General features: G+C 67.6%; 16 protein-coding genes. 2 read left to right on the top strand and 14 right to left on the bottom strand.

Annotation, left to right across the window (positions count from 1 at the left end; all coding sequences use genetic code 11):
* Positions 1–701: 701 nt before the first annotated feature.
* On the top strand, positions 702–1,064 hold the full coding sequence (locus tag HUW62_RS25975; protein ID WP_163868004.1) for a hypothetical protein: 363 nt from the start codon (positions 702–704) through the stop codon (positions 1,062–1,064).
* 488 nt (positions 1,065–1,552) lie between these two features.
* Complete coding sequence (locus HUW62_RS25970; RefSeq protein ID WP_163868005.1) at positions 1,553–3,298, top strand: carboxypeptidase regulatory-like domain-containing protein; 1,746 nt, start codon at positions 1,553–1,555, stop codon at positions 3,296–3,298.
* Between the two features lie 71 nt (positions 3,299–3,369).
* Here HUW62_RS25970 and HUW62_RS25965 read toward each other — a convergent pair whose 3' ends face one another.
* The 14 genes from HUW62_RS25965 to gspD all read right to left on the bottom strand — a co-directional run.
* On the bottom strand, positions 3,370–5,007 hold the full coding sequence (locus tag HUW62_RS25965) for a sigma 54-interacting transcriptional regulator (RefSeq protein ID WP_176435924.1): 1,638 nt from the start codon (positions 5,005–5,007) through the stop codon (positions 3,370–3,372).
* Between the two features lie 93 nt (positions 5,008–5,100).
* Entirely contained in the window at positions 5,101–6,075 is a 975-nt protein-coding gene (gene gspN / locus HUW62_RS25960; RefSeq protein WP_176435923.1) for a type II secretion system protein GspN, read from the bottom strand.
* Positions 6,076–6,078: 3 nt separating this feature from the next.
* On the bottom strand, positions 6,079–6,636 hold the full coding sequence (gspM, locus tag HUW62_RS25955) for a type II secretion system protein GspM (protein WP_163868008.1): 558 nt from the start codon (positions 6,634–6,636) through the stop codon (positions 6,079–6,081).
* Between the two features lie 2 nt (positions 6,637–6,638).
* Entirely contained in the window at positions 6,639–8,243 is a 1,605-nt protein-coding gene (gene pilM, locus HUW62_RS25950; RefSeq protein ID WP_163868009.1) for a pilus assembly protein PilM, read from the bottom strand.
* A 1-nt stretch (position 8,244) separates the two neighbouring features.
* Positions 8,245–9,618: a general secretion pathway protein GspK gene (locus HUW62_RS25945; RefSeq protein ID WP_176435922.1), complete on the bottom strand. Its 1,374-nt coding sequence runs from the start codon at positions 9,616–9,618 to the stop codon at positions 8,245–8,247.
* Positions 9,618–10,292, bottom strand: coding sequence for a type II secretion system protein GspJ (locus tag HUW62_RS25940; RefSeq protein ID WP_163868011.1), 675 nt, complete (start codon positions 10,290–10,292; stop codon positions 9,618–9,620). The genes HUW62_RS25945 and HUW62_RS25940 overlap by 1 nt, the downstream gene beginning before the upstream one ends.
* Positions 10,289–11,212: a prepilin-type N-terminal cleavage/methylation domain-containing protein gene (locus tag HUW62_RS25935; RefSeq protein WP_163868012.1), complete on the bottom strand. Its 924-nt coding sequence runs from the start codon at positions 11,210–11,212 to the stop codon at positions 10,289–10,291. Before HUW62_RS25935 ends, HUW62_RS25940 begins: the two co-directional genes overlap by 4 nt.
* Entirely contained in the window at positions 11,209–11,952 is a 744-nt protein-coding gene (locus HUW62_RS25930; RefSeq protein ID WP_176435921.1) for a prepilin-type N-terminal cleavage/methylation domain-containing protein, read from the bottom strand. Before HUW62_RS25930 ends, HUW62_RS25935 begins: the two co-directional genes overlap by 4 nt.
* The gene (locus tag HUW62_RS25925) at positions 11,949–12,395 is read right to left on the bottom strand and encodes a type II secretion system protein GspG (protein WP_163868014.1); all 447 of its coding nucleotides are present in this window, start codon (positions 12,393–12,395) and stop codon (positions 11,949–11,951) included. The genes HUW62_RS25930 and HUW62_RS25925 overlap by 4 nt, the downstream gene beginning before the upstream one ends.
* Before the next feature lie 39 nt (positions 12,396–12,434).
* Positions 12,435–12,866: a type II secretion system major pseudopilin GspG gene (gene gspG / locus HUW62_RS25920; RefSeq protein WP_163868015.1), complete on the bottom strand. Its 432-nt coding sequence runs from the start codon at positions 12,864–12,866 to the stop codon at positions 12,435–12,437.
* A 61-nt stretch (positions 12,867–12,927) separates the two neighbouring features.
* Positions 12,928–13,083 (bottom strand): hypothetical protein, encoded by a 156-nt coding sequence (locus HUW62_RS25915; RefSeq protein WP_176435920.1) that lies wholly within the window; start codon positions 13,081–13,083, stop codon positions 12,928–12,930.
* Between the two features lie 12 nt (positions 13,084–13,095).
* Complete coding sequence (gene gspF, locus HUW62_RS25910) at positions 13,096–14,352, bottom strand: type II secretion system inner membrane protein GspF (RefSeq protein WP_163868016.1); 1,257 nt, start codon at positions 14,350–14,352, stop codon at positions 13,096–13,098.
* 40 nt (positions 14,353–14,392) lie between these two features.
* The gene (gspE, locus tag HUW62_RS25905; protein WP_163868017.1) at positions 14,393–16,207 is read right to left on the bottom strand and encodes a type II secretion system ATPase GspE; all 1,815 of its coding nucleotides are present in this window, start codon (positions 16,205–16,207) and stop codon (positions 14,393–14,395) included.
* Between the two features lie 6 nt (positions 16,208–16,213).
* On the bottom strand, positions 16,214–18,725 hold a 2,512-nt coding region (gene gspD, locus HUW62_RS25900), incomplete at its 5' end, for a type II secretion system secretin GspD (protein WP_176435919.1).

Below are 18,725 nucleotides of genomic sequence, written 5' to 3'. Positions count from 1 at the left end.
AGTTCCCTGTGCGACTCGCCGCTCTCCTCCCGGACCACAAGGCTCTTCTGTCGACGGAAATCCTCGGAAGGATGAAGTCTTCCATTCTACTCGTTGCTGTTGCGGCCACAGGCCTCGCTGGTGGACTTCTGATTCCCCAGAAGGCCGAAGCCATTTGCTGCAATTACCAATGCCTTTGCTGGAGGACCGCCGAAGAGATGTATGTCGAATGTTGGACCGACTTACAGGGGTGCTGTCATACTTTTGGCCTGTGCTTCTCTGGTAACTGCGCGAAGTGCGTGTTTTCCGTTGAGTGATTAGGCGTCGAGCGGTCCTGTCAGTGCTGTCTGTTGCTGCGATTGCCAATGCAGTCGCGGGTTGATGAGCGCCGACAGGGTTGTCGAGTGTTGGACCGGCTGTCAGGGGGGCTGGCCTTCTTGGCTTCATCGGAAATAGGAGGAGACCTCGTGCATTCCTGGGGAAGGTACCTGCAGGTGGTGGGAGTCTTTCTCGTTTCCATCGCGGCTGGCGTGCTTCTGACTCGGCCGGGCGCGCCGGTCTCGACCGCTCACGAAGACGCTCGCCGTGGGACTCAGCGCTCCGAAGCGGTTGCCACGAGGGCCGTGGTGGCTTCCAGGCCCGCTGCGGAAGCGTCCACTGGGAGTCGACCAGAAGGGAACTGCGTCTCCGAACCTTCGGAGACGCCGGTGCGTGCAGGAGTCGTGGCCACTACGGCCTGGGACGAGGTCCCTCTCATTTCCGACCCTCGCGAGCTGGGCTCCTGGGCAATGCGCCGCCTCCAGGAAGGCATTGACGGTCAGGTGCGTGAGCGGGTGCGTGCATGCCTGGCGGGTATGCTCGAGGCGGGCATCCACCACTCCACGGAGCGTACCGTCCTGGTTCTTCACATGGAGTCAGAGGAAAACCTGCTCGTCGTCAGGGAGGCAAAGGTCCAGCGCCACGGTGCCGCAGACGAGGAGACAGCTCGGTGCGTGGCAGAAGCCTTCGAATCGCAGGAGTTCGAGGCGAGAGGCGCTGTGACTCCGGGGCAGCGCTTCCGCCTAGAGTACCCCATCACCTTCTGACCCAGCCCTCGACCATGCGACACCGTTGGTGGTTGCTGTACAGCCTCATCGTCGGGCTCAGCGTGGGGGTCTTGATTGGGAACCGGCTCTCGTCCGAGCCAGAGCCGCCGCCCGCTACTCGCGAGGAAGAGTCATCCCTGGTGGAGATTCCTCCGCCACGAGCTCTGCCCCCAGCGAGGCCTTCTCCTGCCTTGCGTCTCCATGTCCTCGGTCCCACTGGCTCTTGCGAGGTGAGCCTCTATTGCCGGCGTGGCCCGGCCTCTTCCTGGGGCTTGGTTGCGAGGCGGACCACCCTCTCCGACGGTCGCCTCGACATGCCCGAAGCGACCGGTCACTGCCTCGTATTCGTCACAGCAGCCGGCTTCGCCCCGGGCCACCTCGAATTCACCCGCCCGGCCACGGAAGTACTGGCCCTGTCACTTCCGTTGAGGCCCGCGCGGGTCATGAGAGGACGCGCGGTCCGTAAGGGTACGCAGGAGCCCGTCCCCATGGCCTCACTGGAACTGCGGCGGGTGCTCTCGGCCTTTCCGCGCGAGCTTGAGCGAGACCTCCGCCAAGCCGGCTCCAGCGATGCGCTGGGACGCTTCGAGTTTCGCGACCTCGCTGAGGGCAACTACGAACTCGTCGCGCAGGCCCCCTCTTTCCAGCCGGAGACTCGCGTGGTCCTGCTGTCGGGGGATCCACACCCGGAACTCGAGCTCGAGCTCGCTCCGCACGGGTTCCTCGAGGGGAGTGTTGTCGACGCGAAGGGCGTTCGTGTCGCGGGCGCGACGGTCCGGGTCTCAGAGGGGGCCGGGGGGGATGTTACTGACGCCAACGGGGCCTTCTCCCTGGAACTCCCAGCCGGGGCCTACCGGCTGACTGCGGCCCTGGGAAGCCAGATGGGCGTCGCCGATGAGCCGCAAGTCGTGGAGGTGGGGGCGACCACGCGTTGCCCTATCATCCAGCTTGGCCGGCCAGGGCGGATGGAGGCGCGGGTCGTGGAGGCTGAGAGCTGGACTCCCTTGGAAGGAGTGCGTGTCCGAATCCAGCCGGCGGCCAGCCTGTCCGTGACAGACGCGGAGGGCCGCTTCTCGGTCGAGGACCTGCTTCCCGGCGAGTACCGCCTCTCCGCCGCGGCGGATGGGCTCACGGACGAGGCCATTCGGGTTGCCGTCAACGCCGGTCAGACGGCGCGCCCCGTGTTGGCTCTGCGCCGGATGGGGGCGCTGGAGGGCCGGTTGCTCACCGGCGGAGGTGTTGGCGCCACGGGAGTCAGCATCGAGGTGGGATGGCATGGTGCCGATGAGCCAATCGTCATCCAGCCAGACTCTGCCGGGAGATTCTCCACCGGGAGCATTCCGGCAGGGACCATCAAGGTGTCCACCCGCTCAGCCACGGGTGTCATCCGCTCCAGCGACGTGTTCTCCATCGAGCCAGGCAAGGTGACACGTCGGGATATCTTCTTGCGCTCCACGGGAAGAATCTCCGGAACCGTCAAGGGGGCGGATGGAGCGTGGCCAGGGAGTGCCATGGTGGGACTTACGTCCTCTCACGGTGGAAATGGCGTGCTGGCTCAGGTTCCAGTGGATGACCAGGGCGCCTTCTCGCTGGAGGTGACAGAGGGTGCCTACCTCCTCCGCGCATACCCCTCTGGCCAGTACGGCGCGTTCGGCCCCTCCGTCGAGGCCGCAGTGCGGGCCGGGAGTGAGTCCACGGTGGCGCTCATACTCCCTCACCAGGTGAGGGCCCTCGCTGGCGTCGTGGTAGGGCCAGGGGGCGCTCCCGTCGCCGGTGCCGCCATCCTGGTTCGTGGAAGCGCCTTCGAGGCCCGAAGGGTCGCGGACCCGTTTGGCCGGTTCTCCCTTCATGTCCCGGGGGATGGCGAGTTCGAAGTGAGGGCGCTTCGTGGAGGGCGGAGTGCCGTGATTCTGAGCCGGCCCGACACCGGGCTGACTCTTCGTCTCACGGAAGGGGCGAGAGTGAGGGGGACGGTCAGGGGCGACTGGAGGACCGATGAGCCGCTCCAGGTCACCATCAGGTCCGAGCTCTTCGAGGAACTTCTCTCCGAAGGCATGGACGGGATGCAATTCAGGGGAGACCAATTCGACTTGGTCGATGTCCCCGCAGGGCGACTGCGGATTGTCGTGACTACGAGGAGCGGCGCTCAGGGGACGGCGAATGTCGTCGTGGCCCCTGGGCAGACCGCCTTCATCTCCATTGAACTGGCCCGACTCACGGGGCGCGATCCCTGACGCCGCTCCATCTGGAGCGGATCCGCCAACGATTCACCCCGGAACGACCCCGAAGCCGGGGCAGCTCGCCACTACTCCTGCTCGTCCTGCTTCGTCAGGCCCCAATCCTTCAGGCGCTTGAACAGGGTGGACCGGGCCACGCCCAGCTCGCGAGCCACGCGCTCGCGGTTGTTGTTGAACCGACGCAGCGCGGCCTCGACGATCTGCCGCTCCAGCTTCTCCAGCATCTGCTCCAGCGTCATCCCAGGCGGCAGCTCCGGCACCGCGATGCCGGTCTCCTTGTTCATCTCCTGGTCGAACGTCAGGTCCGCCGCGTCGATGACCGGCCCCTTGCGGAACAACAGCGCGCGGTGCACCACGTTGCGCAGCTCGCGGATGTTGCCCGGCCACGTGTGTCCTCGCAGGCGCTCCACCGCCGCCATCGAGAAGCTCACCGTCTGCCCTCGCGGCGCGTACACCTTCACGAAGTGCTCGGCCAGCGCGGGCAAGTCAGTCTTGCGGCTGCGCAAGGGCGGCAGGTGCAGCGGAATCACGCAGAGGCGGTAGTACAAATCCTCGCGGAACTTGCCCTCGCGAGCCGCCGCCAGCAGGTCCAGGTTCGTCGCCGCCACCACCCGCACGTCCACGTGCATGGGCCGGCTCGCCCCCACGCGCTTGATTTCGCCACTCTCCAGAGCGCGCAGCAGCTTCGCCTGCAAGTCCAGCGGCAGCTCGCCAATCTCGTCCAGGAAGAGGGTACCGCCGTCCGCTTCCTCGAAGGCGCCCTTGCGCGCGTTCGCAGCGCCCGTGAAGGAGCCCTTCTCGTGGCCGAACAGCTCGCTCTCGATGAGCTCCTTCGAGATGGCCGCGCAGTTGACGGGCACCAGCGGCTTGTTCGCTCGCTGCGAGCACTGGTGGATGGCCTTCGCCACCAGCTCCTTGCCCGTACCCGACTCGCCCAGAATCGTCACGGCCGCCGTGGAAGGCGCCACGCGCTCGATGAGGTCCGCGAGCCCCTTCACCGCCGCGTCGTTGCCGATGATGCCGTGGAACGAGGCCACCTCCTTCTTGGAGCCCGTCGCCGCCACCTCCAGCACCAGCTCCGTCTCACCGACCCGCAGCGTGGTGGGCAGCGTGACTTCCGCCTCGAACAACCGCACCGGCCCCAGCCACGTGCCGTTGGTGGAGCGCAGGTCCACGACGTGGAACGTGCCCTCCCGCCGCGTCACCTTCAGGTGCTTGCTGGAGGCGAACCGGTCCTGGAGGACCAAATCACAGCCCGTGTCCTTGCCCGCCGTGAAGCTGTCTCCGGTGAGCCGGTGCACCGACTCGTTCAGGCCCTGCTTCACGCGCACCTGCGCGGGCTGCCAGCGCGGCGCCTGCGCGTCCTTCTGAATCGAGGTGGTGTGGCCCACCTCGGTGGCGACATCCGCGCCTTCACCGCCGCCGCTCAACCGGAACACCGCGCGCCACTGGCCGAGCACCAGGTCCGCGCCGTCGGGCAGCTCCGCCTCGGTGACGGACGTGCCGCCCACCACGGTGCCATTGCCGGAGAGGTCCTGCACCCGGCACCGCGTCCCGTCCCACAGCAGGGCCACCTGCTGGCGGCTCACCTCCGGGTCCGGAATGGCGACGTCACACTGCTCGCCGCGCCCGAGCACCAACCGTGCCCGGTCCACGCCCACCCTCAACACCTCCTCGCCACGACGGAAAAACACCAGCTCCGGCATCCCGCGACCCTCCTGTGCGCCCGCGCTTTACACGTCCCGACGCACTGACATCAACCCCACGCGTCGGGTCGGGCGCTTCACCGGGGCGGCAGCCTACCGACGGGGCAGGAAGGTGGGCCGGTTGAGGAAGCCGCCGAGCCTGGCCGCCCGGAAGCTCGGGTCCTTCTTGTCCGGGGGGAAGATGGTGATGCCCGCCGCCAGCAGGCCCAGCCGCTTCTGCGCCTCCGGGTCCAACCGGAGATTCACGTCCATGGCGGGCTCGCTGTACTCCAGCCGCTTGCCCAGCTTCAGCGTGCCGGTGGCCAGCGCCTCCACGTCCTCGCCCTTCAGCCGCAGCTCCTGCACCGTGCCCAGGCCCTTCTCGAAGTTGATGCGGCCCACCAGCGCGCCGAGCGCCACCTGCGGCAGCTCCATGGGCATCGAGTTGCCCCCGCCCATGGGAATGGACGCCTTGCCACCCTTGATGATGAGCCCCTGCGAGTCGAGCGTCAGCTCGCCGTTCGCCTGGGACAGGTCCGGCTCCGGGCTCTTGCCCTTGGGCAGCGTCAGCGACAGCACGCCGTTCAGCTCACCGTCCAGGTCCATCCCGAGGAAGGCGGGCAGGTTGCCACCGCTGGCCTTGAGCCCGTCCATCTCCGCGCGGACCTTCATGTCACCCAGCCAGCCCATGGAGCCCACCACCGTGCCACCCAGCGCGTTGGCTCGAATGGCCAGGCCCGGCGGGAAGAGGGTGGGGCGCACCGCCACGCTGTCGATGAGCACCGCCTCGCCCAGCTCCGCGGCGCCCGGCAGCGTGCCCTCGCCGCTCACGAGCATCGCCAGCGTCTCCGCGCTCAGCGGCTGGGGCGGCTTGCTCACCTGCACCTTGGTGGCAGTGACACCCGACAGCCCCGGCCGCAGCGAGCCGATGCGCACCGCGAGCCCCGCCTGCGCCGCTTCGGAGACGAGGCGCGTGCGCACCGTGTCGTACGGGAAGGTGAGGAGCAGGCAGAGGATGAAGGCCAGGAGCGCGAACGCGCCGTAGCCCAGGATGACCTTCCAGCGGGCGAGCTTGGTGTCAGAGGACATGGGTTATTGCTTCATCCGGTAGGTGGCCACGGTGGTCCACGCCGTCAGCGTGTCGTTGGGCCTCGGTTCGATGCGCAGGTACTTCACCTTCACCACGCCCGGCCCGCTCTCCACCGTGCGCATGAAGTCCGTCAGCTTGCGCAGGTCCACGTCGGAGAACGTCAGCTCCACCGAACTCTCCATGATCTTCCCGTCGCCCACGCCCACGTCGCCCTTGGGCGTCATGTTGGGCACCTGGAGCCCGGCCGCCGTGGCCTTGTCCTCGATGTACGAGATGAGCTGTACGTTGCTGGACGTCAGCTGCGTCTCCACCGCCTGCCGCGACGCCTGCGCCTCGCGATAGCTGGCCGCCAGCGCCTGCACCTCCTGCAGCTTCGTCAGCTTGTCCTGCGTGCGCTTGCGATAACCGGACGCGCTGTTGGCGAACGTCATCAGCACCGCGAACACGAGGAACACCGCCACCGCCGCGCCGGCGATGGACACCATCCGCCGCTCACGGTCACTCAGCCGCTCGAACCACGTCTGCACCGGCGCGAGCGCTTCCTGAAGCTTGTTGGCCATGACTAGCTCTCCCCGCCTTCCACACCCGGGCACTGCACCTGGACGTCCAGGCGGAACGTCACCTTCTGTCCGTCGCGGGTGCGCTCCACCTTGCCCTGCTTCACTTCCTTGAAGCACGCGTGGTTCTTGAGCGCGTTGGACAGCGTGTCCACCTGCTTGGAGGAGTCCGTCTCCCCCTGGAGGATGACGCGGTCCGTGTCTATCTGGATGCGGTCGAACTTCACCGGCAGGTCCGCGGGCACCTTCTGCGTCACCTCCGCCAGCAGGTTCACCGCGGACATCCGGGGCAGCGCCGCCGCCGGGCTCTCCACGCCCTTGAGCAGGTTCAGCGCGCGGTTGTAGTCCTTCTCGCACTTGCCGAGGATGCGCTGGGTCGTCTCGCACAGCGCCGCGTCCACCTGCGCCTCGCGCCGCGACAGCACCGAGTTGCGCACCACGCCGAAGGCGATGAGCAGCAGGAGCAGCGTGGCCGCGAAGGACGCCAGCAGGCCCAGCTTGTCCTTCACGTAGTCGAAGTCACCCTTGAAGGCGAGCTCGCCCCGTCGGTAGTTGAAGCGCGGCGCGCGAGCACCGGAGGCGTTGCCACGCAGTGCCAGCGCGTAGGCCTGAGCGGCGGACGGCTGCTCCGCGGGAGTGATGGCCTCCGACGTGTCGGCGGGAAGCGCGAGCACGCGCACCGGCAGGTTCAAGTCCCGGGAGAGCTGCTCCGCCAGGCCCGGCATCCGCGCCGAGCCGCCGCACAGCACGATGGCGCCCACCTGCTGACGGCTGCGCGCCGTGTATGACTTCAAGGTGGGGCGCAGCTCGCGCAGCACCGGCTGGAGCCCGCGCACGAAGGCCGCCGCCGCGCGCTCCGCGTCCGGACCCTGCGCCGCGCTGGCCATGGCGCCGTGCTGCTCCTTCCAGTGATGCGCCTCGGCGAGCGACGTCTGGAACTCCGTCGCCAGCGCCTTGCTCAAGTCCTTGCCGCCGCCCGCGAAGGTGCGCGCGAACTGCACGCCCGTGCCCGGCCGGCCGATGGCCACCGAGGTGCGCTCGTGGCCCAGGTCCACCACCGCCACCACGCCGCCCTCGCCGGTGCCCTCGAAGAGGCCGGCGGCCTGCTGGAGCATGTTCTGGTAGGCCAGCGCGGGGTGCGTGACGATGCGCGGGTCCACCTTCAGCTCGCCCAAGAGCTCCAGCAGGCTCTTCAACTCCTGCTGTCGCACCACGCCGACGATGAGGTCGCTGGCCTTCTCCTTCCCCTCCGTCTCCTTCTGTCCGACGATCTGGTAGTCGTAGACGACGTCGGAGATGTCGAACGGGAGCAGGCTGCCAATCTCGAAGGGGAGCGTCGCTTCAATGCGCTTCCCGTCGGAGAACGGCAGGCCCAGCGTGTGGGTGATGAGCGCGGGGCCGGGCAGGGCGACCACGACCTGGTCGGGGTGACCGGGTGGCAGCTTGCCAATCAGCTCCTGCACCGCGGCGCGCAGCGTGTCGGCGCGCTCGCCCTCCTGGGCGCGGCGCACCTCCACGTAGCTGCGGGTGGCGTGTCCTTTCGTCCGCGCCTCCAGCACCACGGCCTTCACGGAGTGGCTGCCCAGGTCGAGGCCAAGAATGCGGGCCATGCTATTCCTCTCTCCAATACAGGAGCCTGCCCAGCGTGTCGTCCAGCCGGACCACGGCGGTCAGCGTCTTCTGCACGCTGCCCGCCTCTCCCACGGATTTGATGGTGAACGTCTGACTCTTGTCGCCGATGAGGCGATTGCCCGCCACGTTGGACTTCACGGCGGGATTGACGACGATGCCCGCGCTCTCCACCACGGCGACGAAGTCCTGCACGCCCATGCCGAAGAAGCTGAACATGCGCGCGCTGCGGATGCGGGTGATGAGCTCGTTGAGGAACACCGGGTCCTTCAATCGCGGGTCCGGCCTCGCCGGGTCCGCCACGGACATGATGGCCAGCCCCATCATCACCGGGTCATCCGTGTTGATGTTGGGCCGGGAGTTGATGTCCGGGTACACCGTGAGCCTGTCACGGAAGGCCGACATGAACTGGTCATTCACTCCGTGCACCCGGTACAGCTCGTCGATGCTGTCGAAGCGAGCGTTCTTCGGCTCGTAGGTCGGCTCGTAGCGGCTGTAGGGCGAGCCCTCGTCGGAGAAGCCGGAGGGCATGGGGTTGACGGGGTCCGTCGGGTTGATGGCGGAGCCCGTCTCGTCGTCATCCGCCCAGTCCTTGATGGCCAGCATCACGTCCTGCGGATTGCTGCGCACCTTGTTCGCGTCGTCGCGCTCCCACAGGAACTCGAAGCGCTTGTCGCCGAGCATGTCCATCATCCGCAGCGCAGTGGGAAGCGCGTCACCCGCGCCCGCGGTCAGCCGGTGCACGTTGAGCTTCTCCTCCTCGTCGGAGATGGTGGACAGGAAGCAGCCCTCGAAGCCGCCGAACGAGCGGCGTGTCATCTGCTGCGACATCTCCCGCGACGCCGGGTCCTCGCCGTCCTTCATGTCGAACTTCGGGTCGTCCTCGTCTACCGCCTCCATGGGCGGGGCATCGTTCTCGGGCTCCAGGCCCTCGCTCTTCACCATGCCCTTGAGCATGTGGCAGTCCACGCGCGCCATCCTCCAGAGCTGGAGGTTGAGCGACGCCGGCTGCGGGGTGTTGCCTTGAGCGCCCTGGTTGCCCAGGAGGTTGCCCAGGAGGGCCGCGGGGTTGGGGATGGGCGTCTGGTCGACCTGCTTCTGGAAGCGGAGCAGGAGCCGCGACAGCGCCACACCCGAGCGCGCCATGTAGTACGCGCGCACCTCGTCCCGCTGGTTGGCCGCGAGCTGGAGGTCGACCCGGCTGTTGTAGGCGAACTCGGTGGCGATGACCGTCAGGAGCGCGATGGACACCACCGCGATGATGAGCGCCACGCCGCGCGAGCGAGGCCCCCCACCGGAGGCCTTGGAACCGGGACGGCGCCGACGGGGCGCCTGCTGGAAGAAGGGCAGGGGCATCAGTACCTCGGCAGCTCGGTGTTCAACATGATGCGCGTCTGGGTGGAGTAGCGCGCTTCCTTGCCTGTCTCGTCCACGGCGGTGATCGTCATCCGCACGCGCGTGGGCAGGATGGCCTTCTGCTCCGTGCGCCGGGTGTCCCACTCGTCATCCCACTCTTTCTTCTCGGAGTTCCAGTACTCGAACTCCAGCTTCTTGGCGCCCTCGAACAGCACGTCCGTCGTACCGCCCCGGTCCATGCGGTCATCTACGTTGGGATTCGAGCGGCGCTTGATGTCCATGCGACCCTTGGCGGCCCGGTCGTCGGAGGGCTCCATGAAGTACTCCACCACCGCCTGGTCGGACTCCTTCACGTCCGTGTACAGCCGCTGATGGGCGAACGTGGTGAACAGGAGCCGGTCGCTCTCGCCCACGAAGTTGGTGGGGCGGTCCTGCTGGTCCCGGAAGCGCTTCAGGTCGAACCTGTCGCTCACGTACGCGGAGCCGATCTCCCGCGCCATCCGGTTCATGGACACCCGGACCTGCCGGTAGCGGTCCGCGTCCGTCTCCACCGACTCCTTCGCCGTCAGGCCCGTCTGGAAGGCCATGGCCACCACCGTGCCCATCAGGGCGGTGATGGCCACCGCCACCATGACCTCCATCAGCGTGAAGCCGCGCGCGCGCCGGGCCGTCATCGGTTGTTCCTCATGCCGGGGAAGTTCGGCATCGACGGGGGCTTGCCTCCGAAAATCCCGCCGCCCTGGCCACCGCCCGGAACGATGCCGCCATTGCCGCCGCGCTGCTGCCCGCCACCGTTGAGGCGCTGCAGGACCTCCGAGCGGCGCTGCAGCGGCACGCGCGTCTCCGGGTGCAGCATGGTGCCGTTGGGGCCGGGGATGGGGTTCTGGACAATCATGCCCGGGTTGTTGGGGTCCACCCACTGGTTGTCGGCACCTTGAGTCTGTCCCTGGGTGGCCATGAAGCCGCCGTTGCGGTCCGAGCCCGGCCCGAGCGACACCACGTGCGTCACCAGGTCGATGTTCTCCAACTGGGTGCCCTCCTGCCAGTACACGGTGAGGTGCACCTCGCGCACCGTCTGGGTGAGCTGCTGCACCATCTGCGTGAACATGGGCTGCGCCATGCCCATGGCCGCGCCGCCCAGGCCACCGCCCGCGGGCTGCGGTCCACTGGAGGCGCCGTCCTTGCCGCCTCCGGCCCCGCCGCCACCGAACAGGCTGGCGATGCCGCTCATCGGGTCGTCCGAGTCCCCGCCACCGATGGGCAGGTTGAAGAGCGCGCCGATGAGCTGGTCCGGCGACACGCCGTCCAGCTTCGGAGCGATGATGCGCGCCTTCCACTTGAACTGGGACCAGCCCTCGTCGGAGAAGTCGCCGGACTCCTCGTCGTCGTCGGGCGAGAAGCCGTCGTCGTAGAGCTTCTGCTCCACGTCCGTCATCTTCGCGCGCGCCAGGAGCGAGGCCACCGTGAGGCGCTTGGTGTAGACGTGGTTGGACACCGCGCCCGCGTTCAAATCGAAGATGGCCATCAGCGCGAGCCCGAGGATGGCGAGCGCCACGACGACCTCCAGCAGCGTGAAGCCTTGAGCGCGTTTCATCGCGGCACCTCCAGGATATCGTTCGCGATGTTCACCTTCCCGGTGAGCGGGGACACGTCCAGCGTCCAGGCGTTGTCGCCCTGGCTCACGTAGACGTACGCCTTCTCCGTGTAGCCCTGCGGGAAGAAGTAGAGATATGCCACGCCGTTGTCGACCGCCTCCTTCTGCTGGCGCGTCCACACGGACACGCGCACGTCCGCCGGCAAATCACGGGCCGGCACTTCCTCGGAGGTGAAGGACGAGAACTTCGCAGCGTTCTGCACGCGCTCCTTCTCTCCGTCCATCAGCTCCTGCGCGCTGAGCGTCTCTCCACCCGAGGCCAGGTAGCTGCGGCGCTCCTCGTTGCCCTGGCTGCTTCCACGGTTGGAGCGCCTGGCCTGCTCGCGCTCGCGGTTCTCGTCGCGCAGGGCGGTGTCGCGGTCTCTCGCCGTCGTCACCGCGCTCTCCGCGCACTCGGCATGGTAGCGCGTGGCCTTCTCCTCCTTGGGGTCCGGAATCTCGAACACCAGCCGGCACGTCTTGCCGCGCAGCGCCGCCGAGTCGTAGAGCGAGCGGATGGTGCCCGCCAGCTCCCCCGCCGCGCCCTTGGCCTTGGCGCCCGTGAGCGAGCCGATGCCCATCACCGCCGCGGAGAACAACATCGCGACGATGATGATGGCGATGGAGATCTCGATGAGCGTCAGGCCGCGCTGGGCTCGGTGGAACGCGCGCTGCCCTGCCACCGTCTTCACCTGCGTCATGGCTGCCCCCAGTCCGCCAGCACGCCCCCGCTGCTCAGGTCCGCGTCAGTCCCTTCGCCGCCCTTCTTGCCGTCCGCCCCGTAGGACAGGACAGCGCCGCTCTTGCCGTCCATCCAGTAGACGTACGGGTGACCCCAGGGGTCTAACGGCACGGCGTCGATGAGCTTCGCCTCGATGAGCGGCGTGAAGCCCTCTTCCTTGGACGGGAAGTAGCCCATCAGCCGGTGGTGCGCCTTGAACAGGCCCTCCAGCTTGCGAATCTCTCCGCGCGCCCTGCGCTGCTCCGGCACGAGCGAGCGGTCGTCCGTCACGTACACGAGGACGAACGCCAGCAGGGTGGCCACGACGAAGATGGCCGCCAGCAGCAGCCGCCCCTTCGTCTGGGAGCGCAGGGCCCCCGCGGGCGAGGGCATCTGGGATGGAAGTGAGGTTTGCACGTTCATGCCCGAAGCCCCTTTCAACACGCGGGGTGCGCTAATTCTTCACTTGTTGTTGGCGGTGGCGCCGTCCGCGGAGGAGATGTCCGCGTCGTTGCCCTCTCCGCCGGCGGTGCCGTCCGCGCCGTAGGAGATGATGACGGGCTTGCCGCCCTCGTTCAGGTACACGTAGTCGTTGTTCCACGGGTCCTTGGGCATCTGCTCCAGCGACTGGGTCTCCACCAGCGCGTTGAGGCCCGAGGACGTGTCCGGGTACTTGCCCTTCTTCGTGTAGTAGAGCTTCAGCGCGCCCTGGATGCTCTTGATGTCCAGCGAGGCCCTGTCCCTGCGGGCCGCCTCGAGCTGCGGAATCACCGCCACGCCGACGGCGGCGGCGATGAGGCCGAGGATGGTGATGACCACCATGATTTCGATGAGGGTCATGCCGCGGCGGTTGCGGTTGCGGCGGCGCTGCTGCGAGTGGGTGTTCTGGCTCATGTCTGCTCTCACCTCGGGGTGACTTTCTGGCAAGCCACCGCATCGTGTTCAGGACTTCCTGTCAGGGTGCCCGGGGGCCGTCCACCACCCCTGCGGGCGGCACGGAGGCCCGGGGCCCGTACAGTCGGGCCCCCACCGTCACCAGCGCCGCCGCGAGGGCAATCATCGCCGCGAGCGTCGCGCGCTGTATCCAACGGTCGAGCGTGTCATTCGTCATGGCCCTGGCACCTCACCGGATGGCCGAGTTCACCTGGAGAATCGGCAACAGGATGGACAGGGCTACGAATGCAATCACCGCGCCCATCACCACGATGAGCAGCGGCTCGAGGAGCGAGGTGAGCGCGCCGATGCGCACATTCACCTGCGTCTCGTAGTTGTCCGCGACGTTGGTGAGCATGTCCTCCAACTGCCCGGAGCGCTCTCCAATCGCGACCATGTGGTACACGAGCGGCGGAAACTCACCCGAGCGCTTGAGCGGGGTGGCGATGCTCTCGCCCTCGCGGATGGAGTCGCGGGCCTTCTCCACGACCTCGGCCAGCACGGTGTTCGTCATGATGGCCTTGACGATGTCCATGGCCGCCAGCAGCGGGACGCCGCTCTTGAGCAGCGTGGACAGCGTGCGGGCGAAGCGGGAGATGGACAACAGGCGCACCAGGCTGCCGACGATGGGCGCCTTCAGCACGAAGCGATCCCACTTCGGCTTGCCCTTGGGGCTCTTCGTCCAGCGCATGAAGAGCCACACGCCCAGCGCCATCATCGGCACGGCGACGAACCACCAGTTCTGGAAGAAGTTGCTCGTGGCGATGAGGATGCGCGTGCTCAGGGGCAGCGTGGCCTTCATCGTCTCGAAGATCTTGGTGACCTTCGGCACGACGAAGACCATCAGCGCCACGAGGATGCCGCCGCCCACCACCATCATGATGGCGGGGTAGAGCATGGTGCTGAGGATCTTCTGCTGCAGCCGGGCCTGGTTCTCCGTGAAGTCGGCCAGGCGCGTGAGCACCGCGTCCAGCGCGCCGGACGCCTCTCCCGCGCGCACCATGTTCACGTAGATGTTGGGAAAGATTTTCGGGTGCTGACCCAGCGCGTCCGCGAGCGTCGAACCCTCGTTGACGCGCTGTTTGATGTCGGAGAGGGCGCGCTTGAAGCGCTCCTTCTCCACCTGGTCGACCAGGGCGGTGAGCGACTCCACCAGCGTGACGCCGGCGCCCAGCAGCGTGGAGAGCTGCCGGGTGAAGATGGCGACGTCGTCGGTGTTGACGCGGCCCCGACCCAGCTTGCGCAGGTCGATGTCGCGCGCCACCTGCGACGCGTTGGCGCCCTTGGACACCGCGCCCCGGCTTCCTTCCGCCTGGGCCAGCACGTCCGTGAGGAACACGCCGTCCGCGCGCAGCTTGGAGCGCAGCGTCTTGGGCGAGTCGGCTTCCAGCAGACCCTTGATCTGCTTGCCCGCGGAGTTGAGACCTCTGTACTCGAAGACCGGCATGGCTCGATGACCCCGGCTCCCCCCAGGGAGGAGCTGTCGGTTACATGTCCTCCTGGGTGATGCTCAGCACTTCGGCGATGGTCGTCTCGCCCAGGGCAATCTTCCTCGCACCGTCCTCCAGCAGGGTGATCATCCCCTTGCTGGTGGCGGACTTCTTGATGGTGGAGGCGTCCACGTTCTTCAGCACCAGCTGGCGCACGTCGTCGTCCACGGGCAGGAACTCGTAGATGCCCGTGCGGCCTCGGTAGCCGTTGCGATTGCACGTGGGGCAACCCACCGCCTTGTAGATGCGGTCCGTCCCGTAGCGCGCCTTGAACGAAGCCAGCGAGTGCCCCAGCTCCTTCAGCTCCACGTCCGTGGGCGTGTAGGCCACGCGGCAGTCGGGGCACACCCGGCGCACCAGTCGCTGGGCGAGGATGCCGGTGAGCGACGAGGCCACCAGGAAGGGCTCCACGCCCATGTCCACCAGACGGGTGACGGCGCCCGCCGCGTCGTTGGTGTGGACCGTGGAGAGCACCAGGTGGCCCGTGAGGGACGCCTGGATGGCGATCTCCGCCGTGTCCTTGTCGCGAATCTCGCCGACCATGATGACGTCCGGGTCCTGGCGGAGGAACGAGCGCAGGCCCTGGGAGAAGGTGAGGCCGATCTTCGGGTTGATGGCCATCTGGCCAATACCCTTGAGCTGGTACTCGACCGGGTCCTCGACGGTGAGGATGTTCAGGTCGGAGGTATTGATCTTCGACAGGGCGCCGTAGAGCGTCGTCGTCTTGCCGGAGCCCGTGGGGCCGGTGACGAGGACGATGCCGTGCGAGCGCTTGATGACCGCCTCCATCGCGTGGAGCGTCACCTGGCTCATGCCAATCTCGGCCAGGTCCAGCAGCGTCGCCGTCTTGTCCAACAGACGCATGACGATGCGCTCCCCGTTGGTGGTGGGGATGGTGGACAGACGGATGTCGATGTCGCGGCCGGCCAGCTTGATGCGGATGCGGCCGTCCTGCGGCAGGCGCTTCTCCGCGATGTTGAGCTGCCCCATCACCTTCACGCGGCTGACGATGGCGTTCTGGTAGCGCTTGGGCGGCTTGATGACTTCCTGGAGCACACCGTCCACGCGGAAGCGCACCAGCAGCTCGCGCTCCATGGGCTCGATGTGGATATCGCTCGCGCGCTCCTTGGCGGCGCGGAAGAGCACGGAGTTCACCAGCCGGATGACCGGCGCCTCGTCGTCCGTGTCCAACAGGTCCTGCGGCTCGTCCAGCTCGTGCGCGAGCGCGTCCAGGTCCTGCGTCTCCATCTCGTCGACCAGCTGCTCGGCCTCGTTGATGGAGCGGTCATAGACGCTGTTGATGGCGTCGGTGATGGTGGAGGCCAGCGCGAGCCGGGGGCTGATGCTCTGCCCCAACAGCAGCCGCGCGTGGTCCATGGTGGACGTGTCCAGCGGGTCCGCCACCGCCAGCACCACCGTGTCACCCTCCACGGACAGCGGGAGGATGTGCGACTGCTTGGCGAAGTTGATGGGGATGCGCTTGACGAGCTCCGCGTCCACCTCCTCCGTGAAGATGCGCGCCAGGTAGGGCAGGTCCAACTGGTGCCCCAGGGCCTTGACGACATCCTCCTCGGAGACCGCCTTGAGGCCCACCAGCACCTCACCGATGCGCCCGCCCTTCTCCTCCTGGGTGGCGAGCGCCTCGCGGAGCTTCTCCTCGGTGAGCGAGGGGACGAGCGCGCGGAGGATCTCCCCCAGGGGCCTTCCACAGAGGAAGGCCTGCCCGTGGGAGACGACCTGGGTGGAGTCGTTCCGAGCGGCGGTCGCGCCAGATGCGATGGTGGCGAGAGTGGGGTCGGCGGTCACGTTCATGGGCTCTTAGTTCCCCGATTCAGGCTGGATGCGCAGACGCTCTGGCGACGCGTCTCCGGAGGACTCCGGAGACGGCGCTTCGGGCGTCGGGGCCGCGGGGGGTGACTCTTCGGAACCCCTGGGGGGCGGTGCTGCTTCCCGCACCTCGGGTTCACGCGACTGGGTAGGCGTGGGCCGCGCGGGCTGCGTGGTGTTCTGGCGAGCAGGCGCCGGATTCTGGCCCGCGCCGGGCCCGATGATGCGCTCCCCATTCAGGCCGGGGCCGCCGTTCTCCGCGCGGTTGCGCTCCCGGATGACGGCCTGGTTCATGCGCGACAGCGGACCGGGCTTGCGGCTGAAGTCCACCGCCACGTCGTAGCCCGGCACCTGGCCGTAGAACTGCTCCACGAACTGCTGACGCTCCTTCATCTTGCGCTCGAAGATGATGCGGAAGTCCTCCGGGCCCCGGATGATGTAGGGCGTCAGGAACAGGAGCAGGTTCGTCTTCGTCTTCTTGCGCGAAGTCTCGCGGAAGAAGTTGCCGATGATGGGGATGTCTCCCAGCACCGGGACCTTGGTGACGGACTCAATCGTGCGGTCCTGCATGATGCCGCCCAGCACCACCGTCTCCTGGTCCTTGGCGATGACCGTCGTCTTCGCGCTGCGCTTGCTCGTCGTCGGACCGAGCACCGGGTCATTGGAGGCGATCTCCTCCGTCTGCTCGGTGATGACCATGCGGATGTAGTCGCTGTCGTTGATCTGCGGCTTGACGGTCAGCTTCAGCTCGACGTTCTGGCGCTGGATGGGCGCGTAGAGCGAGCCCAGTCCGCCCAGGCCGGCGAGCAGCGACGGGTTGAGGCCACCCGCCGCACCGCCAGCGGCCCCGCCCACCTGGGAGCCCAGCGAGGAGGGCGAGAAGCCGGACTGGAAGGGCACGTTCTGGCCCACCGTGATTTCCGCCTCCTCGTTGTCGCTGGTGAGGATGTGCGGGGTGGAGAGCACGTTGACGTCGGAGCTCTGCTGCATCGCGTGCAGCACCACGCCGAAGGCGGGGATGTCCAGGCCGAGCTTCTCCAGCGCCGGAATCACCGGGCCCTGCAGACCCGCGAGGAAGCCGCCGAAGGACGCCAGGTTCGCCAGGCTCAGCGAGGGCGGAAGTCCCTGGCCGCCGTTGTTGGTGCCAATCAGGCCGGGCGCCGCGCCCCTGTCGGTCTGGAGCGCGAAGCCGCTGTGCAGGTTGACGCCGAACTCGGCGTTGCGGTCCAGGTTCACCTCCATGATGACGGCCTCGACGAACACCTGGCGGCGCGGCGTGTCGAGCTGCTGGATGACCTGGACGATGTTCTTGTAGTCCGTCTGGCTGGCGACGATGACCAGTGAGTTGGTGCCCTTGTCCGCCGAAATCTTCACCTCGCCGCTGAACAGCTCCGCCGCCTGGGTGGTGCCGGTGGGACGGGGGACGCCCTGGGGCATGTTCGGCATCGGCGAGCGCGGCCGGTTCGCGGTGCCCTGGGCCAGCGACTGGAGCGTGCTGGCCAGCTCCTCCGCGTTGGCGTTCTCCAGGTAGTAGACGTTGATGCGGCCGCCCGTGCCGGAGGGGATGTCGATCTGCGTGACGATGTCCTGGATGCGCTCGAACGCGGCGGGGCTGGCCACGATGATGAGCTTGTTGGTGCGCTCGTCCGGGATGATCTGCGACAGCGTCACCGGGCCCGCGGAGGCCTCCTGGCCGCCCGAGGCGGGCTGCGCGATGACCTCACCGCCCGGCTGGCCCGGCGTGCTGCCCGGGGTGAACGTCCCGGGGCGCTGGCCGGGGCGGGCGCCCTTGGCCTCGAAGAGGCGCTGCACCGTGGTGGCCACGTCCTGCGCGGACGCGTACTGCACCTGGATGACCCGCAGCTCGTCGCTGGCCGCGCGCGTGTCCAACTGGTTGATGAGGCGCTCCAGTCGGTGGATGTTGGAGCCCACGTCGTTGACGATGATGGTGTCCGGCGGATACGGGATGGTGTCGCCGTCCTTGGACACCAGTTGCTGCAGCACCCCGCGCAGCGGCTCCACCTCCACGTTGCGGATGCGGAACAGCTTGGTGATCATCTGCTCGTTGGTGGTGTACGGCTGCTCGTCGTCGACGATGGTGGGGATGGGGTTCTGCTTCGCCGAGCGCTTGTCGACGATCTTCATGAAGCGGCCGTACTGGTACGCGGCGAGCCCGTTGGCGTCGAGCGATGCCAGGAAGGCGGAGTAGAACGCGTCCGCGTCCACTTCGACGCGGCCGTTCTCCGGGCCGATGATGGAGATCTTTCCGCGCACGTTCTCCGGAAGGATGAAGGTGCGGCAGGTGGCGTCGGCGACCGTCTGGACGAGCTTTTCGATCTCCACCTTGTCGAAGTAGATGCCGTAGCGCGCGTTGCGCCGGGCCTCCTCGCACGTGGGCGTGCGCCGTGAACCCGGGTTGGACTCGTCGGCGCCCGTGGGCGACGACTGGGGAGTGATGGTCCGCTCACCCGGCGCCGCGGGTGCGGCGGGCGCGGAGGAGCCG

It is taken from the genome of Myxococcus sp. AM011 (assembly GCF_013372595.1).
In the GTDB taxonomy this organism is placed as follows: domain Bacteria; phylum Myxococcota; class Myxococcia; order Myxococcales; family Myxococcaceae; genus Myxococcus; species Myxococcus eversor.
The sequence above is the reverse complement of the archived record's forward strand: the minus strand, read 5'-3'. Positions and strand labels throughout refer to the sequence as shown.